Source organism: Mesoflavibacter zeaxanthinifaciens subsp. sabulilitoris (assembly GCF_014191595.1).
Classification (GTDB): Bacteria; Bacteroidota; Bacteroidia; order Flavobacteriales; family Flavobacteriaceae; genus Mesoflavibacter; species Mesoflavibacter zeaxanthinifaciens.
In genome coordinates, this window is sequence record NZ_JACHWV010000003.1 from 60,480 (window position 1) to 84,536 (window position 24,057).

Consider the following 24,057-nt stretch of genomic DNA (forward strand, 5'->3'; position numbering starts at 1 on the left):
TTAAATAAACCTACTGTCCTCTGAAGAAAATAACAGTACTTAAGGTTTTTATCACAATATTTATATCTAACATAAAACTACGATGTTTAATATAAAACAAATCATACTGTAGTTTTAACAAACTATCATCTACACTAGATCCATAACGTGCTTTAACCTGAGCCCAACCTGTTAGTCCTGGTTTTACAATATGTCTAGTTTCATAAAAAGGAATAACTTGAGACAGCTCTTTAACAAAAACAGGTCGTTCTGGTCTTGGTCCTATCAAACTCATATCGCCTTTTAAGATGTTTATAAATTGCGGAATTTCATCTAAGCGAGACGTACGTAAAAAACGTCCAAAAGGCGTGACACGACTATCATTTTTACTTGCCCAAACAGCTCCTGCAGATTCGGCGTTTTTCACCATACTTCTGTATTTATATATAGTAAAAGGTTTTCCGTTTTTACCTACGCGCTCTTGTGTATAAAACAGTTTACCTCTATTACCAAGTGCGTTTCCTATTAAATTTAAAGGTAAGAACAAAACTCCTATAGCCAATCCTATTACAGATAAAATTATATCTAATAATCGTCTATAAGCAAGGTAAAATTTGTTTTTATTATTTCTACTAAAAGGAAAGTATTTATAAAAGTCTTTACCTACAAATTGCACAGGGACACGATAGGTAATATCCTCATAAACTTGTGTGTACTCTTTAATTGGAAAGCCTTTTTCAAGCAAAGACATAAGCTCTGAATATATCGTTGGCGTTATATTTTCTGAATTATAACTTGCAACTACAATTTCAGAAATTCCTTCATCTTTAATCACCTTTCTAATTTGCTTAGAGCTAAATTCTTTAACTGCAGTAAACTTAACTGCATCTTTTTTATCACTCTCGCAATTTATATAACCTACAATAACATAATTTGGATCTGCTTCATTAAAAGCCTTAACAATACTTTTAATATTAGAGGTCTCTCCTATTAGTAAAACACGCTTGTAAAAACGTGGTGAAGAAATAAAGGTTATATAAGCCCAACGCCAAACAAATAAACCTAATAAAATAGCAATATAAAAATAGATAATTTGTAACCTATTATCTGGTAAAGATGGTGTAAAAAAAGGAGTTAATAAATAAAATAATACGGTTACCGAAGTGGTTAAAATAATAGTGCTTACCACAGTTTCCATTCGGCTAGATTTTTGTAAATCATACAGTTCTAAAACGGTTCCAAAAACAGATATATAAAGTGCTAGCACAAGCATCCATGCCCAATGCTCTTTGTTTACCAAAAAATAATCAAAATTAAATATAGTACTCACCAAGTACAAAGAGCCACCTATAGAGAGCAAGTCGAAAAAACGTAGTAGAATTTTACGCTCAGAAATTTCAAAATGTATGCCACTTGTATTATCCATTGGCTATTGGTTGGAAGAATTTTACCAAAGATAAAAACATATAAATCTTAAACAAGTGTATCGTCAAATTTATAATTATCATTTTAAGACAGATAACCATAATTGCTGTATGGTAGACCAATCATAACTTTCGGCTTTTACCCTAGCTTGTTTTGTAATAGATGATAGTAATACAGAATCGTCTTTAAGTTGTTGTATAGCAATTACAAAACCTTCAACTTGTCTTGATTTTACTAATAAACCATCTTTTTGGTGGTGGATTAAAAACGGTAACCCACCAACATTAGTAGAAATTACAGGTAAACCTAATGCCATAGCTTCTATCACGCTTACTGGCATATTATCAAAGTCAGTCGTATTTATAAATATATTGTAATTTTTAGATAGTAAAATCCACTCAGATTTGGTTAAACCACCAGTAAATGTAACATCTAAGCCCTTAAATTTAGCGTAAGCTTTGGTTGTCTCTAAACTGCCATCCTTTTCAGGTCCTACCATACATAAAGAGGCATTATACCCTTTTGCTTTCAAGGTCTCTAAAATATCTATCGCTAAAGTAGGATTATAAATTTTAGAGAAAGAGCGAACCCAAAGTAGTTTTACCTCATCTATAACTCGAGTATTAAACTCATATTGACTAATCTCAATACTATTTGGTATGACTTTGCATGTATAACCTTTAGTTTCAAAATGATGCTTGATATACTCTGAAGGTGATACATTAATGTAAGAATACTTAAATATTAGTTGACTAAGCTTAGGGTTATTTGACAAACGGTTAGGCAGGTTTCCGCCGTGTAAAATGGGTATATATTTCAACTTTAAAAGACGACACAACAGACTAACAGCTAAAGCAAAATAAAAATTTAAAGTACTATAAGTATCAATTAATACATAATTGGCTGTTTTACGCTGTTTAAAAACGGTTAATAACATGTCTAATAAACGTAAAAAAATATTACTTTTAGAAGACGCATAAGTCACTTTATAACCTAAATCTTCAAAATGAAGACCCAAGGTATCAATAGTAGACGCTGTATTTCCTTTATGCGCTAACTTGTTTCCTATATAAACGAGATGAGTCATCTTTAATATGAATTAAACTTAAAGCATATATAAACGCTGGTGCTGCAATACGCATAGAAGAATGGTTTATGGTTAAAAACCAAAACAGATAAAAAGAGAAAAAGAGTACGTTACTTCTATCTTTTAGTCTTAAAAATAAAGGAACTAAAAGTAAGATACTAAACGCCATTACGCCTAATATACCATGTTCAGATATGATACGACTCATTTCGTTATGTGAGGCAGCATGTATACCTGTTTCTTGAAATCGTAAATCTTTAATACGTCCTACACCTACACCTATAAAAGGATGTTCTAAAAACTCTTCAAATTCAGCTAAAAATAAATCTGTACGTCCTGTTGTTATATCGTCCTTTTCTACGCCTATAGCATTTTGATTGGCATAGCGCTTTTCAATCATTCCATTAGTCTGTATGGTAGAGATAATCCAAGTTGCAGCTCCCAGAACCAAAAAAACTATTACAGAAGATAGCATTCTAGCTTTATTAACCTTATCCATACTTTTATATTGAATAAATATAAAAGCTACTATCATTATTATAGCTGCAAATACTCCTCCACGACTAAAGGTAACTATGGCTCTAAAGGCAAAAAGCAAAATAAATAATAAATCTAGATACTTTACTAATTTTGATTTAGAAAAATAAAAGAAACGAACCGTAAATAGAAAAAAGCCTAAGCCTAAAACGGTTGATACTTGATTTGGACCAAAACCACCTGATGCTGCAAAATTTGAAGCAGTTCCGGTAGCAACTTCGGATACATTAGGGTTATAGGTAATAATATAAATTAATGTACTAACTAAAGGAAATACAATATGATTAACAACATCTTTAAGCTGACTTTTACTCAATTGTATTTTATAACAAAATAACGCTGCAACACCTAAAGTTACTGGCCCACTTAAATTAAAAGCTATCGCCTTTCTAATATTAGTACTTACATCAAGCACATACAAAGAGACATAAACACTTGGTATTAATAATAGTATATAAAGAAGGTAAGAACTTGCTTTAAAATGAAATCCTCTGTAAAAAAGTCCCATTATGCAAAAAACTATCACAAGATATTTGCTAGACTCATAAAATAACCCACTACCTGTCATCCTTAAAATAACCTCAGCACCCAAAACATAAGCACAAGCTTTAATAATCTCAAATGCTTTTAAATTAGGTTTTGCACTGATAACTCTAAAGAAGAAATAAGCAACTAACCCATAAAAATAGATGTCACCAAAAGATCTGAAGAAAAACATCAACAAACCTAAAACCACATGTAGTCCTAATATATTTAAATACTGTTTATCCATTAATGAGGCACAAAGTTAGAATATATCCCTTTAATAGTTGAAATAACAGCCTTTTTTGAAAAGTCTTTATCAATATGAAGATATAATGAATGACCTAACACTTCACGTTTTGAAGAATTATTAATATAAGATTCCAGAGCTTCACTCAATGCGTTTGAGTTTTCTGAAGGCACTAAAAGTCCGGTTTGTTCATTAATGATTACTTCTTTACATTGTCCTACATTAGTAGCTATTGTTGGCAAACTGGCTAATCCATATTCAATTAAAGCTAGAGGTAAACCTTCAGATTTTGAAGATAGCACACCTATATCACAATGCTTTAAAATAGCAGATGTATCAGGACAACTCCCGTAAAGAAATACACCTCCAGACAACATAAAATCTTTGATGTATTGCTTAATAGATTGAGTGTAATCATCTTCAAAATCTTTACCTACCAAATGCAAAGTCCAATCTTGGTGTTTATGACTTATTGCCTTGAAAGCATGTAACAAATTAATATGATCTTTTTGTGGTCTTAAATTAGCTAAACAAACTATTCGTTTTCCTTCTACGCCTTTTAATTGAGTCACTAACGACTGTTTATTTTCAACTGAAAAATTAGGTAAGTAATTCACAGACTTTACATATAATTTTCTCTCAGCCCAAGAAGCTAATAACTGATTAACACTAAATACATGATTAAAAAAATAAGAGCATAATTTTAAAACCTGTTTAGGTCGCTGATGTAAAAACTCACTATTCCCATAATGATCATGCCAAATAATTTTAATTTTTGGATACAATAATTTAACTAAAGTAGCAGTAAAATAAGAGCTAGAATGTGCATGAATAATATCGATTTGTTCTTGTTTAATAAAACTTTTAAGCTTTATAATTGCTTTTAAATCAAATGTTCGTTTCTTATTTAAAAAAAAATAATCAACCTTTGGGTCTAAGGATGCTTTAAGTATACCTTCTTGTCTTGTACTACATAGATAAGATTTAGAAATTTCAGCCGATAAAGCATTAGCGATATTTACCGCAACACGTTCTGCGCCTCCTGCTTCCAAACTATCTATAAGTTGTAATACTTTCATTTTTCTAATTACTATTCATTACTTTAACCATACAACTTCTTACTTCTATTATCTACCAGCTACCTACTGCAAACTGCTGACTGCTGACTGCATAATTTTACCTCTTGTCTCTTGTCTCTTGGTTCTATTTTCTATTCTCTATTCTCTATTCTCTATTCTCCATTTTCTATTCTCTATTTTCTTCAAACAAAATCAAATCCCTAATTTCCCTATCAAAACGATCCAAAGTATATGCTTGCGACCATTCTAAAGCTTGTATTGACATCGACTTAAAATTTGCTTCAGTATAGCTATTAAAAACTTTAACTGCTTGATCTAAATCAGCCTCTATAAGTATGCCTCGTTGTCCATGACCTAACATCGTTGGAACGCAAGAAACTCTCGTAGATAAAGGAATGACTCCAAAAAACATCGCTTCTGCAACCACTTTTGGCCAACCTTCAGATTTTGACGCTAAAATTAAAAAATGGGATGTTTCATAGTAGGTTTTTATAACATCTTTTGGCTGATTTCCATGTAAAACGATATGAGATTCTAATTGATGTGTTTTAATATAGTGTTCTAATTCTGATCTTAAAACACCGTCACCAAATATATGTAAACGAACTTCTTGTCCATTATCTAATAACTGCTCTATTAACTGGATAGCAAACAAAGGACGCTTCCCTTCTACTAAACTACCTACAAATATAAACTCTAAAGTACCACTGTAGTCTCTTACTTTTAAGGGTTCTTTTTCAGCTTCGGTAAAGGTGGCTGTAAAAAACGATTTAATATTTTTAGTTTGATTAGGCCAATCACCGTAGACTAAAGCAGTCATGTTTCTAGTCAAACTAGTATTTGATAATAACCATTTTTGCAAACGATAACTTAAAGGTTGTTTAGAATTCGGATCCCAATTACCAGCATACTTGGCGGTTTTTATTTTCTTAGGAAAAAACAACTGAACCAAACAACCTAATAAACCTATATTACCAGGACAGCGTAAGTGAATGTGGTCAGCGCGTTTACAAGCTAGAAATAACTTAAAAATAATTACAGGCATTGCAAATAAAGAGGTTAGAACTCTTTTTAGATTTACAAAAGCTATTTTAGGAATAGGTTTCACTACTATGCTGTCATGTTGATACGCTAAATCAATTGCTGTAGGTAGATCTTGAGATATAGGTGCTACAATGGTTAACTCATTCACGTACTTCAACCAAATATTCATCTCACGTACATAAGGGGCATAGCCATACCAACTCTTATTTTGGTATTTATGAGACACATGTGAAATGATTAAAAATTTACTCATTTTTTTTGGGCAACTAAGTATAGAGTGGCTCCATGATAATTTCCTAACAACGCTTTGAAAGCAGTTTTAATAAATGATAAACTTTTATTAAAATATGGTAATTTTTTTACTCTAAAATAAATCACTTTAAACCCATTGTTTTCAAAATTTAAAGTCAAAGATTGCTTTGTGAAAAAATTTAAATGTATCGGAGGTCCACTTTGATACAGTTTATCTGATGTTAGTTTATAGTTACGTCTTTTATCATAATTAGGAACAGATACTATTAATTTACCTCCTTTTTTTAATCTTGAATGTGCTAATTTAAAAAATTGATCCAATTCTTGAATATGTTCTAATACTTCCCATAACATAATAACATCATAATCATTAGATAATGTTGTCATAATTTTAAAATCTCCTTGTATAGAATTTATATGTAATGATTTTGCTTTTTCATGAGATGTCATATCTATCTCAACACCTAAATAATTTTTAATTTTCTTATTAAAAGTTAGATAGTACCCAATTAATCCTATACCTGAACCTATTTCTAAGACTTTATCTTTAGTTTTTACAAATCTATTTAACAAAACACGCCTATTAAAACCTATCTTAACAATTCCCTTTTTTAAATTTTCAAATTCTATAATTGCGTGTTTAAGATATTTGGGATTTACAGAATCATTGTATAAATTATTATAAACACTTTCAAATTGATCTACAGTATAAATGGTTTTACAGAAGACTAAATGACAATTATTACACTTAACAAGTTTATGCGTATCATTTATATCTTCTATTTTACCTTGACAAGATTTGCAGTCTTTATATTCTTGTTCCATCATTTTTTGTTTTAAAATATGAATAGTTATGGATATTTACCTTCGTTTGGTTATATACTAAATTAAAAAAATCACTAACAGTGGTTTTACTAAAATCTCCTTTAATACTTGTGCCTACACTTACATGCTTTTTATTATAATAGCCTTCCCCATTTTCACCCATATCCAATCCGTAGATATTTAATTCTAAGCCACTATGATAAGCCAAAACAAAACCTAAAACGACAGTTACAAAACCTGAATTAACCCCATAAAAATCAAACTTTAATTCCTTTTTTAAAAATGTAGTTATTTCTTTATGTAAATTAGAAGAAGCTACATCTATTGTATCATTACACATTAACACCTCAGGTTGCGGTCTTTTTTTATTAGACAAATAATATGTTAATAATTGATAACTTCTACTAGCTTTTATTGGATTAGTTATATAATACCAAAACAAACTTCCTTTTAAATTAGAATTTACATCAAACCCTTTTAAATATTTTACAAGATAATAAGAATCATTAACCATATAAATAAAGGGGAAATCTTTAACTAAATGTATCGCATTGTTAGTTGAAAAATAAATAGCATCTGCCTCTTTTTTTAACTTTTTTGAAGATGGACCACTTGCTACAACAATTATTTTTTTATAATTTCTAAGTGATAGTTGTTCTATTAAATTAGAAATACTTGAAATGGTCTTGTATCTATCCTTTCTATCAGTAACTGAACGAGGATAGGGTTTCAAATAATGATATAAATAAGAGTAATTTCTTTTATTAAGTATCGAGTTTAATTTCATCGTTTATTTATATTAAAAAAACAAGCTATTAATCCAACTGTTCTTCCTAAAGATTCAGACAATGCTTTTTTCTTCTCTTTAGAAGTGATTATGTTACTATATCTAACTAACAACAATAGCTTAGCTGTGGCATACCATTTAAATTTGGCCTTAAAACTAGGTTTTGGATATTTAACACGCCAAACATACCAACCATTTTCTATAACCATTTTACCATAGTAAAATTGGTTGGGTCTGCCAGAACCATTATGGTAGTGAGCCAATTTAGCATTTGTATTAATATATAACGAGCCTTTTTTTGCTATCCTCAAAGAAAAATCTGCATCTTCATATAAACCATAACCTTCAAAAAATTCTGAAAATGATAACATGTTAAAGACTTCTTTTTTATAACTAGATACACCTCCCATAATTTGCTCTACTTCATAAATCTTACCAGATGGCGGCAAAAAACTCACTGATCGACCATGAGAAAAGCTAGGCATAAAACCCGGTGGCACATCAGGTAACAATCCAAAATGACGCCTAATTTTAAATCGCAAAGGCTCTGCACGCATAAAGCCATCATAGTAAAATTTATCATTACTCTTTTTTTCATCGGAGAAATCCCAACTAACTTCATTAGTAATATATCCTCCTACTGCCAATGCATCAGGATATTGATTATATGTTGATATTAAGTGTTTAAAATAATCAGGCTCTAAAACAATATCATCATCCAAAAAACAAACCACATCTATAGTGTCTCCTACTTGTTTAATACCAAAATTACGTTGTTTGGTTAAGCCTCTATCTTTGTCTTCGACTTTGTAATAACGCAGGTGTTTAAATAATGACTGTTCAAAAACAACTTGCGTGGCATCATCTATAGAGCCATCAATAATTAAAATTTCATCTGGATATAAACTTTGTGCTCTTACCGATTGCAATAGGCTAAGTAAGGCTTGCGGACGCATATATGTACAAACAATTAAAGAAAACCTCATAACTAACTTGCTTTAAATTGTTTATAAATGGCTTTAAAATAGGCGTCACGTTGTAAATACTGTAACCATAGCTCTCTATTAGCCTGTTGTAATGCTTTAAATTCAGCTTCACTTAATGACTGATGAAAATCAAGGATTTGTTTAATCATTGGCACCTTACTTTTAGCATCAATAATCACACAATGTTTTTGCCAATCAATAGTATCTGCTAATGGTAATCTACAATCTGTATTTAATAAAATAGGGATACGTCCGACTGCTAAAGTTTCATAAAAACGCACCGAAAAATTGCCAACACCACGAATACAAAAGGTATAAGCAGTATTATAAATATTGTCGTAAAATGCAATACTACTGTCGCGTCTAGTGGCTTCATTATGTAATCCTGCGCGGTATTGATTTCGCAATATAAAATTGGTGTTTACTTTATTGTTTACTGCTAATGTTTGTAAATATCTAGCGCGTTTAATACTTGAAGGATAAAACGATTGCTTATCTACCAACCAGCCTTTAAAACAACGCTTAACACTGTATTTTAAATGGTTAACTAACTCTTTTAACCACTTTTTAAACCCTAATTGGGCGTGCCCTACAAAACCAATAGTAGGTTGTTCTGTTTTGTCTAAACGTTTAAATTCTAAATTTAAAAAAGTCGAATAAGGATCATTTATAAATGAAGGCAATATAAAAGTTGCTTTAGACAACAAACTATCAAAACCGCTTAATCTAAACGTATAGCTATTTTTGATGTAGTTAGTATATCCATAATCCCCTGCAGTATAAATCCATAATGGCTTTTGATGTTGTTTAGCAAGCTGCAATAGTTCCTGACTAGCTTGTTCATGTTTAATAAATACTTCATAATCTATAGGAAACACAACTACATCTGCATCTGTAATGGTATCGGTAATATGATACAAACTAAGCAGATCTTTGTTTGGCTTAAATACCAAATCAAACAGCAACGGAAAGACTTGACGTCGATACGTTTCTGTTAAAAAGTCGGTATTGGTGTAAAGTTTAAGCATTTATAGACTGGGTAAGTATTTGACTCCATTCAGCGCTTTTCTTCCATTTCGCCTTAAATTGCTTAACAAACTTAAAAGGATTTTTTATATTACTACCTTTATATTCTTTAAGTCCTAACAATAATTGATAACCATTTAATTGTTTAGGTGTAAAATAAGTACTTTGTAATAAATAAATGGTTGGTGATGGCTTAGGTTGGATTAAATCATCTTCCCAAAGCTGTTTTACTTTTGTTCTATAACCTCCAAACGGAGCTTTTAAATGTGTTATTTTAATATCTGAAAAAAACACAACATCTTCACCTTGATATCTAATTTGCATTCCAAAATCTGTGTCCTCGCCATAATTAAATTCATAACGCATATCAAACTTGACTGTTTTTAATAGACTAGAATGAATTAATGTATTACCAGCTCCAAAAATACTTGTTTGAGCTGTATCCATAAAAGTTTGTTTTTCATGTGGTTGCAAATACACTGTTGTTGCTGCTTTTATACCATAATTTATTGCAGAATCTAATAAATTTTCTATCAAATTAGCATCAAATCTATTATCGTCATCACCTAATAATACCCATTCGCTTTGTGTTTTAGACAAAGCTATATTTCTAGCATTACAAACACCGGTTTGATGAGTAAATGTGTGATCTATAACAAATGGCCAATCTTGTATGGTTAAATAATCTAATTCGGATATAGAGTTTGGTTCTGGATTTTGTTCAACAATGACTACAGTTTTAGGTAATAAAGTTTGTTTAGATAAATCTACCAACACATCATACAAATATTGTTTTCTTCCTATGGTAGGTATAATTACATCTACCGTAGACGTTGAGTTAACTTGTTTTAAACTATTTATTTTTAATTTCTCTAAATTAAAGTCAAGATGTTGTTGCTTAAAAAATAGCGATTTTAATAAGGCTACAATTGGCAATTGTTTTTCATAAACAACATAAGCTAATGCTAAAAAAAACACCCAAACCCATTTATAATGCTGCTTTACAAATTTAAAAAGTATTGCTTCTGTAGCCTCTTCAAAAGCTACTTTTTTAACTTCTACAATGGTATCTTTCAATAAAAGCTCGGGTGAAGAATAACAAAATAGACCTTGCGGCATACCTTGTTTTGCAAAACTTAATAAAAAATAATTAAAATTACTTGATATATCTATGTGATGCCTCACTGTATGAAGTACTGAAGCATGCACACCTCCAACCATGCTAGACATTAACCAAGTTGGATACATAACAGACTTGTTTGCTTTGTAAAAATAGCTTCGATCTACATACCCAAGTGCATCTAAAAGATAGTTATGATTGGAAGGATTAAAACTCGCCATGATTTTTTCATGATGAAACACCTTGTTAAACCCATCAGGGTTTAAAGATGGTTTTAATTCTAAATAACACCAAGCTATTAGCTGTTTAGGATAAAGTGAAGCAAGTTCAAATAACTGTGTTGTTAGTTGATTTGATGTAAAATCTACCTTCATAACTTGTAAATGATCATCTAAAACCTCTACTGCTTGCTCATTATTGTGAATTAAATAAATCATAATAATAAGCTTTGATAATAATCTATATTCTTTTTTACTTGCTTTTGTATATCAAAATTAAGCTCTACTTTTTTTCTTGCAGCTTGACCTAACTTAAGGCATAACGCTTTATCTTCAAATAATGTAATAATCTTCTTTGCATAAGCAGCTGTATCCTTAGGATAAATTAAGTAACCGTTTACTTCATCATCTATTAGTTCTTGCGCCCAACCTAAACTAGTATTCACTACAGGCTTTTGTAGTGCCATACTCTCAATAGTCACCATACCTAATGTTTCTGCAAAACTTGGGAAAGTACAGACATGCGCATTTTTTATATGTTCTTGAACTTCTGAATAAGGTATTTTTCCTAAATAATTAACCTTTGATTTTGCCGTTTCAGAAAATAGAGACTGCATTAAGGCATAGGTTGATGTGGAACCTGTTTTAATATCGCCAGAATCACCACCTATTAATAGCAATTGAGCATTAGGGTCTTTATCAATAAGTCGATTAAATACTTCTGCTAACTCCAAAACTCCTTTTTTTCTAATAATAGTCCCAATATACAATAAGGTTTTAGGTTGAAATTGCTCAGGATGAGTATTAACAAACCGATCTAGATCTAAACCGTAATGGATAGTTTTAATGTTATTACGTTTTAAACCAAAGATTTTAGCAGTCTCTTCTCCGGCATAGCTGGTTGGCGCGATATAGGCTTTAGCTTTTTGTAACGCTAGTTTTTCAAATACAAAATTTTTAAACTTTTGTTTCCTTCCTTCAAGCTTACAAAAATAAGCATCACTACCATGAAACCGAATAACTAACGGGACTTTAAATTGCATAAATGCTGTAATACCCGTCCAATCTGGTGCTTCTAAAAGATGGATTTGTTCTTGCTTAACAATAGTATTGACATAGCGGTTTACTAATTTTCTATAATAGTACCAAGTTAAAAATTTAAACGACTGTTTTTTTATTAAATGTAAAGTAACACCTTCAGCTTCAATAACAGCATCCTTGGATTGATGATATACAAACACAGTTACTCTTACACCTTGCTTAACCAAACTATTAGCTAGGTTTTTAATACTAGTCGCTATACCTGCTGCATGACTAACTTCTGGGTGTGGATATTCAGGTGTGATGTAGCCTATATGCATCTATTTGTGATTTAATATATTTAAAATTGCTTCCCAAATTTTTTTAGAGGCTTCTGTTGGTGTTGGGCCTACAATAATTTTAAACCATGCTTTACCTTCTGGAACATTGGTTAATTGACCATCTAAAATTTGTTTAACTTGATGTTCTAATTCATTTTTATCAGTGCAAAAAATAGCTGCTTTTTCGCTAGGCATACTTCTAAAATGCACATACTTGTAGTTTTGACCTATATCTCTTATACCTTCTTTTAATTGTGGTTGCTCGTAATTATAATAAATACAGGCTTTATCATGAGCGACAAAATCAAATACGGTACTAGAACACACATTAGTAACAAAAGCACTATGCTCACAGACATTATACAACATTTTAAAATCTTCAGGAGATGGTAATACTTGATTCCATTGACTACCTACCTGCTTCCAAATAGGATCTAAGACTTCAATGATATCTGCATTATTTTTTATAACCGCATCATAGCGGTTCGTAAAATCCACAGGACATTTTCGGTAAATAATTCCCAAATTATAACCTTTTGTATTTAAGCTACGTACCGCATTAGCCAAGTCTTCTAAATAGTACTGATCTAAAGGCGAAGTGGTTTCATCATCTCCAGAATAGCAAATGTATTGCTTATTAACATCCAATCCATAGGTATTAAAAAAGTCCTCACGTGTTTCTTTTAAACTATGATTATAATGTGGTTCAAATTGTGGTGTTCCTGTTACAAAAACTTGCTCTGGTTTTACAAATGGATAGTATTGCAATACTTCGCGCTTCATATGCTCACTCCACACACAATAATAGTCAGTCTCAACAACTTGCATGGCTTTTGGGACATTATCCCAGGAGTAGACAAATGCTACGGTTGGTATCCCTAAATCTTTAGCCGCTAATAAAGCACTAATAGACTGTGTCGCACGTTGTGTGGTGCAAAAAATTAAATCTGGTTGATGTTGTTCTAATTGGGCTTTACAGTAGGCGTACTTTGGATTTTTACGCTCTAAAGCATTTATTTTATGTCTTATTTTTTCTACGCCTTGTTCCGAAGAGTATAACCCAATCAACAATCGCGTGTATAAACTTTTAAAAGTATTCTTTAACCCTTTATAACTAAACGGAAATTTATAAGTTGGATAGACATCATCGTTAAACTTATCTCTAGAAACGTTTAATTCGGCACGTTTTCTTGCTCTAGAATATATTGGTGTTAACGGATGTATTTGATGATTTTCAATAGTGACTTGTTTAAAACCCAATTCAGATTCTAAATCAAAGATGGTGTTGTTCCAATAGGTAATATCAAAACCCATCTCTTCACCTATAGACTTAAACTTTGTAAATGCAAAATTGCGCAATCCTACACCATCAGGAAAAAATACAAATACCTTTTTACTCATTTATGTTTTTATTCTTAGACTTTAGTTTTTTGTTGTTAGATATTTACTGTTAATCTTCAATCTTCTTGTCTCTTGTCTCTTGTCTCTTGTCTCTTGTCTCTAAACTAAAAAACCTCATTGTCATTGCGAGGACGATCAATCTCTTCTTTTATAATCATCAATCGTTAAATCCTAATAATGTGATTTCTCATGCTTTTCGAAATGACTTAGACCCTGTTATTAAACTCTTATCAGACTTCTTTTCTCTCTTTTCTATGCTCTATTTTCTTTTTCTTCTTACTTCCTACTTCTAGCTACTACTTACTATTCATTTACTTCCAAAGGAAACGCCTCCAACAACCCTTTTTGTAAACCTTCAACAATAGTTTTATTGGGTAACACCGGATACTTTTTTAAAAGCATTTCTAAGCTATTCTGATCTAATAGCTGATCAATAATTTCTGGCTGATAACTATCAATATCTACGGACTCAAAATAATCTTGAAATTTAATATCATCTCCAAATAAATTATCAGAAAACTTTTGCCAAACTGCTGGTATTCCATAAGCTTGAGCGACAATAACCCCATGTAGAGAAGAAGAAACTATATGCTTACATTGTAATATGCTATCTGTTGTTGCTTCTATATCATTGGTCATCAAATCTATAACAATAACATTTTCATTATCATGATACCAATCTTTAACCATCTTATAATCTGAATAATGTGGTATAACACCTATGTTATAAATTGGTTCTACTATTGGCTTGTAATAGTTAGGCAATAGAATAGCAGGATCGCCATATACCTCAGGTACATCATAGCCTTTTTCCAATAGAAAAGCTCTGGTTTGTGGACCTCTAACCGCTAAAAACGTTGCGTTTTTAACAGGCTCAGATTTAGAAATAATACCACTTCCCCAAACCACACAGCGCTTATTAATATGTGCTAGGATACTTCCAATAGTTACTAAAACTTTACCTGTATCTAACCAATGCTTTTGTTTGGTATGCTTAAAGATAGCTTGGCGTCCTGAGATTTTTTCTACTAGGTACTTACCTAATAAATCACCATAGTTTTCTAAAGATTTACCCATTAAAACCTTTTCACTCCACCAAAACAAAGGAATTTTATCCCCTTTAAACATATTTTTATTTTTTATAAATAATAAATTAAAACCGACAAAAGGTAATTCATCTAAAAAATTAGGAATAAATGTTTAAATAATTTTATTTAAATAGATATTCCCATTCCGTATCCTTAAACTTATTTAATAATTCATTATAATTTTGTATTAAATCATACAAATGCTCAGAATTTTGCTTTTTCATTACAGTTTTAACTTTTTTATATGGTACACCTAAAGCTTTAAATATAGGTTTAATAGCATTATCTTTATCCTTATTTAAATCTTCGTAACTTAATTCAACAAAATTAAAATCTCTGAAATCTTTTCTTACCTGACTTTCGTATGAACTAATTTTAGTAAATGTTTCTAAACATTCATCATAGTCTAAGCTTACTTTTTTATTATCAAGTTCTAGTTTATGTGGTCTATTTATATTTTCAGTCCATTTTTTAGTTTTTTCACCAATTTTTTGAGACACAAAAGCTCTCAACATATTTTCTCTAACTAAATGAATTATAGTAACATCCTTTTCATTTTTAATAAAATCCCAAACCTGCTTATCCTCATCAAATGGATGATAATAAAATAATTTAAAACCTACTTGCTGGATTTTTTTTGGTTTTTTCCCATAAAAAGTTTTCCATATCGTTTTACAACTTTTATCATTTAACACCTTAAACAATTCTCCTTCACAAATAATATTTGGATGATCATTTAATAAAGCCTTAAGCAATGTAGAACCTGTTCTAGACCTACTTATAATTACAAATTTTTTATAATTATGATCTCCAAAAAGAAAATTTTTAATTTTTATTTTTTGCCTTAAATAATTTCTATTAATTGATTTTAATTTATTTTTCATCTAATTAAAATTATCCTTTTTTGTTCTTCAACTTATCACGTTGCACCTGTTCTATGGGTAAAATATCTTGTATTTTATAGGTCAACGATTCATATACGGCTTTTAAGTCTCTAGATAACTTTCTTAACCCAGCAGGCTCTAAAGAAGCAGCGTGATCGGTTCCTTTCCAGGTACGGTCTAAGGTATAATGTCTTTCTATCACATTAGCGCCTAACGTATAAGCTGCCATATCTACAGCAATGCCTAAATGGTGACCAGAAAAACCAATATGCTTCACCTCAGCCCCATATTTCTCTTTCAAAATATTAATATCTAACAAACAAACATCTTTAAAAGGAACTGGGTAACCAGAGGTACAATTATATAGTACCAAATCCTTTGCACGATTATGAGTTTTAAATAGCGATACTAAATCATCAATCTCGTCTTTAGTCGTCATTCCTGTAGAAATATGTAACTCACCTTCATAATGCTCACACAACCAAGTTAACATCTTCATATTGTTATTGCATGCTGATGGTATTTTTATAAACTTGGGTTGTAATCCTGCTATGTCTTTAGCAGACGTCAAATCCCAAACTGATGTTGAATAATCCAAGCCCATGGCTTCGCAATAGTCTTTCAACTCTTGATGTTGATTCACATCAAACTCTAAAAATTCACGGTGAGCGCCATAAGTATCGCCATAAGAATTTACAGGATTAGGATGTGGCGCATTGTATTGTGCTTCGGTTAACAACTCTTTATTATGTCTTTTTTGAAACTTTACAGCATCAACATTACAAAAGATTTTAGCTACCTTAATTAATTCTTTTGCTATCTCCATATCCCCTTTATGGTTACATCCAATCTCGGCAATAACGTATGGTTTCTTATAATTAATCATGTATTTCCTTTTAAAATCTTTTGTTATATTGTTTTATAAATTGACAAGCAGAACGTATAGCTCCGTCTCCTGATGGTTTTGGTAAAATAATATCGGCTTGATTGGTCACTTCTTTCATAGCATTGCTTGGTGCTAAAGACCAACCTACACTACATATATTAGCTAGATCATTAACATCATCACCCACATAAGCCACATTATTTAGATTAAAGCCTTGCGCTTTGGCTAAATAGGTTAACAATGTGTACTTATCTTTTACACCAAGAAAGACCTGTTCTATTTGTAGCTTTTGCATACGTTTAGCCACCAGCTCAGAACGTTCACTAGTCATAATCATAACGGTAACACCAAACTGTCTTAATATTTCTAATCCCATACCATCACGCATATCAAATTGCTTGGTATGTTCTCCATCTTTAGTATAAGTAATCGTACCATCAGTAAATACACCATCTACATCTAAGACTAAGTGAGTTATTTTTTCAGCTTTTTTAAGACCTTGTTGCCTAGCAATTAAAAGTTGCTCTACTACTAACCAGTCATTTTCACTATCTATCTCTTGCAAGCTTTCTTCAGGCATATGTACGATGCCTACTTTATCACCTAAGCGATTCTGTTTATGTTGTAACACTGCTTTAGTACAGGTATATACCGCACCATTCTCTACTAACAACCCTTCAAAATCTTGACGTCTCGGTCTATGATTGTAATCATAATTTTGTGGTGTTCCATCACTATTCCAAGTAAAACGATGTGTACTTACTACAGATACTGTAGAATCATGCCCATCACGTAACTTTGACAAACTAGTATTAATATCGGTTGCAGTTGTAAATGGCGATGTGGCTTGTAGCAAACAAAACACATCAAAATCGTAGTTAATCGTCTCGGCAAATTCTAGCATGGCACTTTCAGTCGAAGCAGTGTCTGTTGCACTAGATGCACTACGTTGTAACACTTTTACTTTATCTGTATAATAATATTCTTTTTCTATAAAATTAATAATCCAGGCGTCATCAGTATACACATAAACAATGTCCAAATCAGAGTGCAAAGCTTCACCCAAAACCCATGTAAATAAAGGTCTGCCTACCATTTTTCGTTTGTTTTTTCCGGGAATACCTTTGGAGCCTTGACGTAAAGGAATAAAGCCGATCGATTTCATAATAAGTAAGATTTCTTGTACTTAATTAGTCGCTAAAATACATTTTTTTTTGGATGAAAGTGTATGTTTTACGGATTAAAGGGAATAAACCACAAACTATTTAGAAACATATTATTTTCTAACTAAAAGACTTCTAAAATAATGCCTCAAAAGTTTATGTGTAGGCATTTTAAAAACAAGCGACTTTAAAATGTTTAATGCACTTAAATAGTGTTTTGCTTTATTTTCGGCTTTCATTAAAGCCATCTTATGCTGGTTAATACTTAATTTAATTTCTTTTTTATTAGTCTTAAATTGAATGTCTTTATAAATATCCTGTAAAATACTTAGATTAACTTTAATAACGCGACTTGGGTCTTTTCTTAAACTAGTAGTAATACCAGCGTCTTTTCTATAATTTGCGGTTATTAATTTTATATATTTTATTTTACCTCCATCTTTTAAAAGCATTAGGTAAACTGGCCAATCTCCATAAGGGTATTTACCTAACCAATTTGGCAAATTTTTATTATAAAAAACATTTTTAAAAAGGACGGTTACAGATGGAATGTAATTACTTTTTACTAGATCTGCAAAAATAGTAGTATCGGCTTTTGTTAAAGTAGGACTAATTAATGTACCATCTGTATATAAATCATTTTTATCTGTAAATACTAAAGAATAATCTGGGTTTTCTTCTAAAAAATCAACTTGAGTTTGTAATTTGTTTTGATCTATCCAATAATCATCACCATCACATATAGCTATATATTTGCCATCACAAGCTTTTATAGTTCGTATAAAATTTTCTATTAACCCTACGTTTTTATCAGAGGTGACAACTTTTATACGATTAGGGTTATTTTTTTGATACCCTTTTATAATGTCTAAAGTAGTATCTGTACTACAATCTTCCCCAATAATTAAATTAAACTCAAAATTTGTATTTTGTGCAAGAATAGCCTCTATAGTTTGAGCTATATACTTTTCTTGATTGTAAGCTAGAATGAAAACGCTAACCTTAAATTTTGTGTTATATGACATTAAAATCTAAATATATTTTTTAAACTAAACTTTGATGCTTTAAGGGCTTCAAATTGGTAATCTAATTTCAATAGATCTTCTTTATAGATGGCTTCAAAATCTAATTTTAATGCTTCTGTATAATAATTTGAGTAATGTTTTTTCTTCTTTTTTGCCTTGTTAACATGTACACTTTCAGAGTAATTTAAACTTAGCACATTACTAATATGTTTCATGTCTTGGTTAAAATTCTCAAAACGACCTATATAATCCATTTGATAGTCTCCTTCAATATCAAAAAACTGTGTTTGTGGTGTAGTGTGATCTCCTCTGTAATATATTTGATCTACATCATTTAAAACAGCTTTAAATTTACCTTGCTTTAGTAAATAATTTTTAAAACTGTCTTCTATATTTCTATCTTTTTTCATCCAAAAGTAATCCGACACAGCCCTATCCCATGGATTTCTAACAAAAGTGAATTTATAATAAGACTTCCATATCTCTGGTGTTACCAAACCGGTCTCTATTAACTGCTTAGCTGTAGCATGTTGCATAAAAAACTTTCTCTCAGGGCACCATCCATGTAATTTATCATAATCTGCTTCTTTCCAGCTTACCGTTTCATCAGGAAAAAGCAAATACTTTATTGTGGTTCCTGCGCATTTTGGTATATGAATAAAAATACATTTATGTTGATGACTAATCATAATTCTTTCTTTTTTGTATAGACTTATAAGCTTCTACAACCTTGTTTTTTATTAAATCAATATCATATTCGGGTTTGATTGTTTTTTGATTATATATAAAAGCTTGCTCTATTAGCTTTTGATGCTGAAACGCATAATCAATCTGCTTTGCAATAAGGGTTACCGATTCGCAATCATCAATCAACAAACCATTGTTTTTATCAGTAATAACTTCTTCTGTTACACCGCCTGGGTTAGATTGTATCGGAAAAGCTCCCATACAAATAGCCTCAAGCAACGTATTTGGCATCCCATCACTATTACTATTTCCTATATACAATAAAGCTTGCCCCATAAGCTTCATAATATCTTCATGGGGTAAAAAAGCAGACTTCTCAAACACCTTAAAACTATAACTAGGTTCATAAATTTTAAGATAGTCAACAACGTCTGGATCTGCACCAAATATAACTACGTGATAATCTTTTAACATTACTGAAACGTCTTGCAAAGCCTTTAATATAGATATAGCACGACCAGAACGTCCTTGGTAGCCTTTAACTAAAATTACAGAGCGCTCAGTAACAGGTTGTATATATTGATTATAGCTATCAAAATCAAATCCACCACCACCAGGAAACACTCCTAAAAATGTTCCTCTAAACCCTAAATCTTTGGCTATTTGATAATCTCTATTACAATCGGTAAACAAATAATCAACACGTTGTAGCACTCGTTTTATATCTTTTAGATAGGCAGGTAAGTTCTTAAAATAAAACAAATCACTACCCCAAGAAGAATATACCCATTTTAGGTGTGTATGTCGTTCCATAACCTCAACGATAGGTGTAGCTGCTACATATAATGCAAAACTATGTACCACGTCAGGTTGTACATCTTTTAAATAAGATTCAAAAACAACAGCAGTGTCATTACTAAATAAACGTTGTAATACCTTATGTAAAATCGGTATGCGTTTTTTTAAAAAAGTACGTCCAGGATAATCCCATTTCAACTTCCAATTAACTTTCTGTTGTACCCAAGGCAACTTCGTATTTTTATCTGTACCATGCACATTAAACCAGTACACATCAAAACCAGCATGCTCTAACTGAGACACCCATCGGGTAACATGTATAGAGGGCATCGATACAATTAAAAGTTTCATAAATTATAATCTAATAGTAAAAACAATAATAGCAGCTTGTTGATTAAAACTATAGCTATAAGCACAATCTCTTAAACTTGTAATAAAGGTTTCCAATAGCAAATCATTTACAACTTGCATACTCAAAAAAGGAATAGTTTTCTTACCTAAACACCCCTTTAATTGCTCTTTAAAAGACTTATAATTTACATCTAAACTAACAGTTACTTTTAAAGTTTGATTAGTTGTTTGTAATAATACATTATTAACAAACCCTTTAACATCAGATAATCTGTTAGTTAACGTATATGTAGCATCAACGGTTTGTAAAGCTTTATACATACCGTAATTATAATCACCGTACTTAAAATTAAGATTTACCTTTGTTTTTTTAGAGGCTTTAGTAAATGCTAAATAAGCATGATTTATTTGTTCTAAAGAGGAATGAAATGGTGCATTACTCGTAACACTACGATATGCTTTAGGATGCCACTGGTGAAGCATTAACACCTCTTGATCATAATAGTTAACGTTTACACCGTTAGCTTTTAACCTGACATGTACATCTGTATCTTCACTACCCCAACCGTGATAAAACTCATCAAATCCGTTAATCGCTTTTAAATCGTCAGTAAACATTAAAGTCATACCTGTAGCTTCTGGATTAGATCTAAAGTTAATATGGTAGTCATCAAAAGCTTTTACCGCTTTACTCTCTGCTTCACTTAAAAAGCCAACCTGAAAGTAGGTCGCTGTTCCCTTCTGTTTAAAATTGTCTAATTGATTTACAAAATCCGGATGATATAACATATCTACATCTCCAATAAACACATAAGAAGTATCTACTTGCTTTAAAGCTATGTTAATAGCACGACTTTTACACCATAACTCACCTTCAGTTTGACAATGTATAAGGTTTACAAAGTCATATTCTTCACATAAATCTTGTATCAAGACCGTATAACTTGCGCTACTTCCGTAATTAACCAATATAACTTTAAATAGCTTACTGTTTTGATGTTGTAAGGTGTCTAGACTATGTTTTACAATCTTGATATCTCGATCTCTATATGTTAATACAATAGTAGTCAATAGCTTAACTTATAAAATTTTCAATCTGTTTTGTTGTTAGTCCCTTCTTTTTCAATAAATACCTTTTAAAAGGTTTAAAATAAAGTAATTTTTCAAATAAAAAACGAGCTAACTTCATTATTAAATTATCCTTGAGCAAAAAATCATTATTATTTTTTAATGGCATTTTATGCTCTATTATATCTAACGCATTATACGTTTCTAACATCCATGATTCAATAGTGTTACCCATGTGATATGCATAATTATCATAGGTTGCTAATCGATATCCTCCAGCATCAATCACTGGTTTATCAGTATACAAAAACTCGCTATTTCCGCCCAACTTATAGTTACTATTGACTTTTGGTAAATATTTAAAAATGTCTCGTTTATATGTCCCAACAAAATGAGAGCAACCTACTACAGCCGTAACATCTTGTTTTCCTTGTAATGTAAGTATAGTTTCTTTCCATTTTTCATCTAATCTAGACCAACCTATACTATTAGCAAATTTGGTTAATGCGTTCTGGTTCTTAACTTCTCTAAAATAAAGACGTTTATTAAACAAGTAGCGTACCCAAATATTACTAGTCAATCTAAAATGAGTTCTAAAAACAGGTACAGGACTTACCATTCCTGCTTTAGGAAATGCTTCAAAAACTTCAAACACTTTATCTTCCCAACCATTTAAAAACAAAACATCACCATCTGTAATAGTTATAAAGGGCTCTTCTACCGTTCTTAATACTTTCAGCAAACTATTTATTTTACCTATAGCTTCACGCTCTATAATTAATTCATCTATTAAACCTTGTTGTTGTAACTCTAATAATTTAGAATTTATACCAGCACTACACCCATTGCTAACCACTGATATTTTAAGTGTCGTATAGGAGGTCTTATGAAGTGACTCTAAACACATACTAAAAACATCAAACGAATCCTTGTAATATTCTGTTTCTTCAGGTATATATAAAGGTATTATAACACGGTGCATACACGGTGTTAATTTTAATAATACATCTTTAGATATGTTATTACCTTGTCTCAATACATTAATCTTTTATACAGTTTTTAATAGCGCTTAAATAAGCATTAAATATGTTATGTTCAGAATATTTATCTAAATATATCTTTCTATTTTTTAAAGCTATAGCTTCCATGTCTTTAACAGAAGTTTGATTTAATTGGTCAATAATAGGCAATAATGTTTTTACATCTTCAATATCAAACCAAAAGCTCTCTTTTATAGGTTCTAATCGTTCTGGCATTGCTCCTACTTTGGTAGAGACTATTAGTTTTCCTGCCGCCATAGCTTCTACACCTACTAATGGTCCTGTTTCTTCTTTTGATGCGATAATTAGCACATCTATCTCATTAAAAAAATCATCTATAGCATGACTATCTATAAGTCCTAAATACTTCACATTCTTACTGTTTTTTGCAATAGATAATACTTTTTCTTTTTGCGGACCATCTCCTGCTATTACCAATGGTACATCTATATCTGCAAACAATTGTGATATTTGTAGGATTTGCTTTTCTTCACTTAATCTTCCTAAATACCCATATCTTAAGGGATGTTGTTTATTTATATTCAACTGTAACAAATCCTTTTCTTTTAAAGTACACTGGTCTATTATTTTGTAGTTATGTCTAAGGTACTTTGTAACATTATCACTATTAGACTTAGAATGATGTATAAACAAATCTACCTTTTTTAATAAAGAATTAATGTTTTTAGAAACGTTAAACACGGTACCAGTTGTTCTAATAACTATCTTAATATTATTATCAGAACAAAATAAGATGGTTTCTTTTAAAAACTGAGTACTTAATTGTACTGGCAGTATAACTAAATCATATGTTTTTAAAAGATCGTATAATACTTGTTTGCACTTAGAGTGATAATCTAAATATTTTTTAGAAAATTGATTAGACACATACCCATAGTTTTTGTTTTTAAAACCATGCTTACATGCATTTAACAAAGCTAAAATTCTTATTAAAATAGAGTTGTCAAATAAAATTTCATCTAAGGTGGTATAAGACACTTTATAAGCTATATCTTTTATAGCGAATGATCCAGATGTCATATATTCAGAAGACACTATATCTACTTTATATTGATCTAATAAAGCTCTGGCTATAATGTTTACTTCTACATCTCTACCTCCAAAATCTCCAAAAGGCCCAAATATGAGTATGTTATTTTTTTTCAAA

Annotated in this window: 22 protein-coding genes; all 22 read right to left on the reverse strand. The window is 30.9% G+C overall.

All coding sequences use genetic code 11. The features are described from left to right. Positions 1-10: 10 nt before the first annotated feature. The 22 genes from FHS04_RS05055 to FHS04_RS05160 all read right to left on the reverse strand — a co-directional run bounded on the left by FHS04_RS05055 (position 11) and on the right by FHS04_RS05160 (position 24,056). Positions 11-1,405 carry a sugar transferase gene (locus FHS04_RS05055; protein ID WP_106679550.1) on the reverse strand — a complete coding sequence of 465 codons (1,395 nt, stop codon included), beginning with the start codon at positions 1,403-1,405 and terminating at the stop codon, positions 11-13. 78 nt (positions 1,406-1,483) lie between these two features. Further along, positions 1,484-2,491, reverse strand: coding sequence for a glycosyltransferase family 4 protein (locus FHS04_RS05060; protein ID WP_106679548.1), 1,008 nt, complete (start codon positions 2,489-2,491; stop codon positions 1,484-1,486). Beyond that, a complete protein-coding gene (locus FHS04_RS05065; protein WP_106679546.1) occupies positions 2,451-3,800 on the reverse strand; it encodes an O-antigen ligase family protein in 1,350 nt (449 codons plus the stop codon). The genes FHS04_RS05060 and FHS04_RS05065 overlap by 41 nt, the downstream gene beginning before the upstream one ends. Then, on the reverse strand, positions 3,800-4,879 hold the full coding sequence (locus FHS04_RS05070; RefSeq protein ID WP_106679544.1) for a glycosyltransferase: 1,080 nt from the start codon (positions 4,877-4,879) through the stop codon (positions 3,800-3,802). Before FHS04_RS05070 ends, FHS04_RS05065 begins: the two co-directional genes overlap by 1 nt. Positions 4,880-5,045: 166 nt before the next feature. Further along, on the reverse strand, positions 5,046-6,176 hold the full coding sequence (locus FHS04_RS05075; protein ID WP_106679542.1) for a glycosyltransferase family 4 protein: 1,131 nt from the start codon (positions 6,174-6,176) through the stop codon (positions 5,046-5,048). After that, positions 6,173-7,000 (reverse strand): class I SAM-dependent methyltransferase, encoded by an 828-nt coding sequence (locus FHS04_RS05080; protein WP_181256122.1) that lies wholly within the window; start codon positions 6,998-7,000, stop codon positions 6,173-6,175. The genes FHS04_RS05075 and FHS04_RS05080 overlap by 4 nt, the downstream gene beginning before the upstream one ends. Then, positions 6,984-7,787 carry a hypothetical protein gene (locus tag FHS04_RS05085; RefSeq protein WP_106679538.1) on the reverse strand — a complete coding sequence of 268 codons (804 nt, stop codon included), beginning with the start codon at positions 7,785-7,787 and terminating at the stop codon, positions 6,984-6,986. Before FHS04_RS05085 ends, FHS04_RS05080 begins: the two co-directional genes overlap by 17 nt. Next, a complete protein-coding gene (locus tag FHS04_RS05090; protein WP_106679536.1) occupies positions 7,784-8,773 on the reverse strand; it encodes a glycosyltransferase family 2 protein in 990 nt (329 codons plus the stop codon). The genes FHS04_RS05085 and FHS04_RS05090 overlap by 4 nt, the downstream gene beginning before the upstream one ends. A 2-nt stretch (positions 8,774-8,775) precedes the next feature. Then, positions 8,776-9,801, reverse strand: coding sequence for an exostosin domain-containing protein (locus FHS04_RS05095; RefSeq protein WP_106679534.1), 1,026 nt, complete (start codon positions 9,799-9,801; stop codon positions 8,776-8,778). Continuing rightward, positions 9,794-11,356: a glycosyltransferase family 2 protein gene (locus FHS04_RS05100; RefSeq protein ID WP_106679532.1), complete on the reverse strand. Its 1,563-nt coding sequence runs from the start codon at positions 11,354-11,356 to the stop codon at positions 9,794-9,796. Before FHS04_RS05100 ends, FHS04_RS05095 begins: the two co-directional genes overlap by 8 nt. Continuing rightward, positions 11,353-12,498 carry a glycosyltransferase family 4 protein gene (locus FHS04_RS05105; RefSeq protein WP_106679530.1) on the reverse strand — a complete coding sequence of 382 codons (1,146 nt, stop codon included), beginning with the start codon at positions 12,496-12,498 and terminating at the stop codon, positions 11,353-11,355. The genes FHS04_RS05100 and FHS04_RS05105 overlap by 4 nt, the downstream gene beginning before the upstream one ends. Continuing rightward, positions 12,499-13,899, reverse strand: coding sequence for a glycosyltransferase family protein (locus tag FHS04_RS05110; RefSeq protein ID WP_106679528.1), 1,401 nt, complete (start codon positions 13,897-13,899; stop codon positions 12,499-12,501). A gap of 303 nt (positions 13,900-14,202) precedes the next feature. Beyond that, positions 14,203-15,027 (reverse strand): polysaccharide pyruvyl transferase family protein, encoded by an 825-nt coding sequence (locus FHS04_RS05115; protein ID WP_106679526.1) that lies wholly within the window; start codon positions 15,025-15,027, stop codon positions 14,203-14,205. Between the two features lie 82 nt (positions 15,028-15,109). Beyond that, positions 15,110-15,871 (reverse strand): sulfotransferase, encoded by a 762-nt coding sequence (locus tag FHS04_RS05120; RefSeq protein WP_106679524.1) that lies wholly within the window; start codon positions 15,869-15,871, stop codon positions 15,110-15,112. 10 nt (positions 15,872-15,881) lie between these two features. Then, entirely contained in the window at positions 15,882-16,757 is an 876-nt protein-coding gene (locus FHS04_RS05125; RefSeq protein ID WP_106679522.1) for an N-acetylneuraminate synthase family protein, read from the reverse strand. Positions 16,758-16,767: 10 nt separating this feature from the next. Continuing rightward, complete coding sequence (locus FHS04_RS05130; RefSeq protein WP_106679519.1) at positions 16,768-17,922, reverse strand: acylneuraminate cytidylyltransferase; 1,155 nt, start codon at positions 17,920-17,922, stop codon at positions 16,768-16,770. 111 nt (positions 17,923-18,033) lie between these two features. Beyond that, positions 18,034-18,945: a glycosyltransferase gene (locus tag FHS04_RS05135; protein WP_106679517.1), complete on the reverse strand. Its 912-nt coding sequence runs from the start codon at positions 18,943-18,945 to the stop codon at positions 18,034-18,036. Then, on the reverse strand, positions 18,945-19,634 hold the full coding sequence (locus FHS04_RS05140; RefSeq protein WP_106679515.1) for a sulfotransferase family 2 domain-containing protein: 690 nt from the start codon (positions 19,632-19,634) through the stop codon (positions 18,945-18,947). Before FHS04_RS05140 ends, FHS04_RS05135 begins: the two co-directional genes overlap by 1 nt. Then, positions 19,627-20,781 (reverse strand): glycosyltransferase, encoded by a 1,155-nt coding sequence (locus FHS04_RS05145; RefSeq protein ID WP_106679513.1) that lies wholly within the window; start codon positions 20,779-20,781, stop codon positions 19,627-19,629. The genes FHS04_RS05140 and FHS04_RS05145 overlap by 8 nt, the downstream gene beginning before the upstream one ends. Before the next feature lie 3 nt (positions 20,782-20,784). Beyond that, a complete protein-coding gene (locus FHS04_RS05150) occupies positions 20,785-21,852 on the reverse strand; it encodes a galactosyltransferase-related protein (RefSeq protein ID WP_106679511.1) in 1,068 nt (355 codons plus the stop codon). A gap of 4 nt (positions 21,853-21,856) precedes the next feature. After that, positions 21,857-22,885, reverse strand: a complete 1,029-nt coding sequence (locus FHS04_RS05155) for a glycosyltransferase family protein (RefSeq protein ID WP_106679509.1) — start codon at positions 22,883-22,885, stop codon at positions 21,857-21,859. A gap of 4 nt (positions 22,886-22,889) precedes the next feature. After that, positions 22,890-24,056 (reverse strand): glycosyltransferase, encoded by a 1,167-nt coding sequence (locus FHS04_RS05160; protein ID WP_106679507.1) that lies wholly within the window; start codon positions 24,054-24,056, stop codon positions 22,890-22,892. Between the last annotated feature and the right edge of the window lies 1 nt (position 24,057).

Excerpts from the sequence above, each read along its gene's own strand:
- FHS04_RS05055 (WP_106679550.1), bottom strand. The coding sequence starts at position 1,405 with ATGGATAATACAAGTGGCATACATTTTGAAATTTCTGAGCGTAAAATT.
- FHS04_RS05060 (WP_106679548.1), bottom strand. The coding sequence starts at position 2,491 with ATGACTCATCTCGTTTATATAGGAAACAAGTTAGCGCATAAAGGAAAT.
- FHS04_RS05065 (WP_106679546.1), bottom strand. The coding sequence starts at position 3,800 with ATGGATAAACAGTATTTAAATATATTAGGACTACATGTGGTTTTAGGT.
- FHS04_RS05070 (WP_106679544.1), bottom strand. The coding sequence starts at position 4,879 with ATGAAAGTATTACAACTTATAGATAGTTTGGAAGCAGGAGGCGCAGAA.
- FHS04_RS05075 (WP_106679542.1), bottom strand. The coding sequence starts at position 6,176 with ATGAGTAAATTTTTAATCATTTCACATGTGTCTCATAAATACCAAAAT.
- FHS04_RS05080 (WP_181256122.1), bottom strand. The coding sequence starts at position 7,000 with ATGGAACAAGAATATAAAGACTGCAAATCTTGTCAAGGTAAAATAGAA.
- FHS04_RS05085 (WP_106679538.1), bottom strand. The coding sequence starts at position 7,787 with ATGAAATTAAACTCGATACTTAATAAAAGAAATTACTCTTATTTATAT.
- FHS04_RS05090 (WP_106679536.1), bottom strand. The coding sequence starts at position 8,773 with ATGAGGTTTTCTTTAATTGTTTGTACATATATGCGTCCGCAAGCCTTA.
- FHS04_RS05095 (WP_106679534.1), bottom strand. The coding sequence starts at position 9,801 with ATGCTTAAACTTTACACCAATACCGACTTTTTAACAGAAACGTATCGA.
- FHS04_RS05100 (WP_106679532.1), bottom strand. The coding sequence starts at position 11,356 with ATGATTTATTTAATTCACAATAATGAGCAAGCAGTAGAGGTTTTAGAT.
- FHS04_RS05105 (WP_106679530.1), bottom strand. The coding sequence starts at position 12,498 with ATGCATATAGGCTACATCACACCTGAATATCCACACCCAGAAGTTAGT.
- FHS04_RS05110 (WP_106679528.1), bottom strand. The coding sequence starts at position 13,899 with ATGAGTAAAAAGGTATTTGTATTTTTTCCTGATGGTGTAGGATTGCGC.
- FHS04_RS05115 (WP_106679526.1), bottom strand. The coding sequence starts at position 15,027 with ATGTTTAAAGGGGATAAAATTCCTTTGTTTTGGTGGAGTGAAAAGGTT.
- FHS04_RS05120 (WP_106679524.1), bottom strand. The coding sequence starts at position 15,871 with ATGAAAAATAAATTAAAATCAATTAATAGAAATTATTTAAGGCAAAAA.
- FHS04_RS05125 (WP_106679522.1), bottom strand. The coding sequence starts at position 16,757 with ATGATTAATTATAAGAAACCATACGTTATTGCCGAGATTGGATGTAAC.
- FHS04_RS05130 (WP_106679519.1), bottom strand. The coding sequence starts at position 17,922 with ATGAAATCGATCGGCTTTATTCCTTTACGTCAAGGCTCCAAAGGTATT.
- FHS04_RS05135 (WP_106679517.1), bottom strand. The coding sequence starts at position 18,945 with ATGTCATATAACACAAAATTTAAGGTTAGCGTTTTCATTCTAGCTTAC.
- FHS04_RS05140 (WP_106679515.1), bottom strand. The coding sequence starts at position 19,634 with ATGATTAGTCATCAACATAAATGTATTTTTATTCATATACCAAAATGC.
- FHS04_RS05145 (WP_106679513.1), bottom strand. The coding sequence starts at position 20,781 with ATGAAACTTTTAATTGTATCGATGCCCTCTATACATGTTACCCGATGG.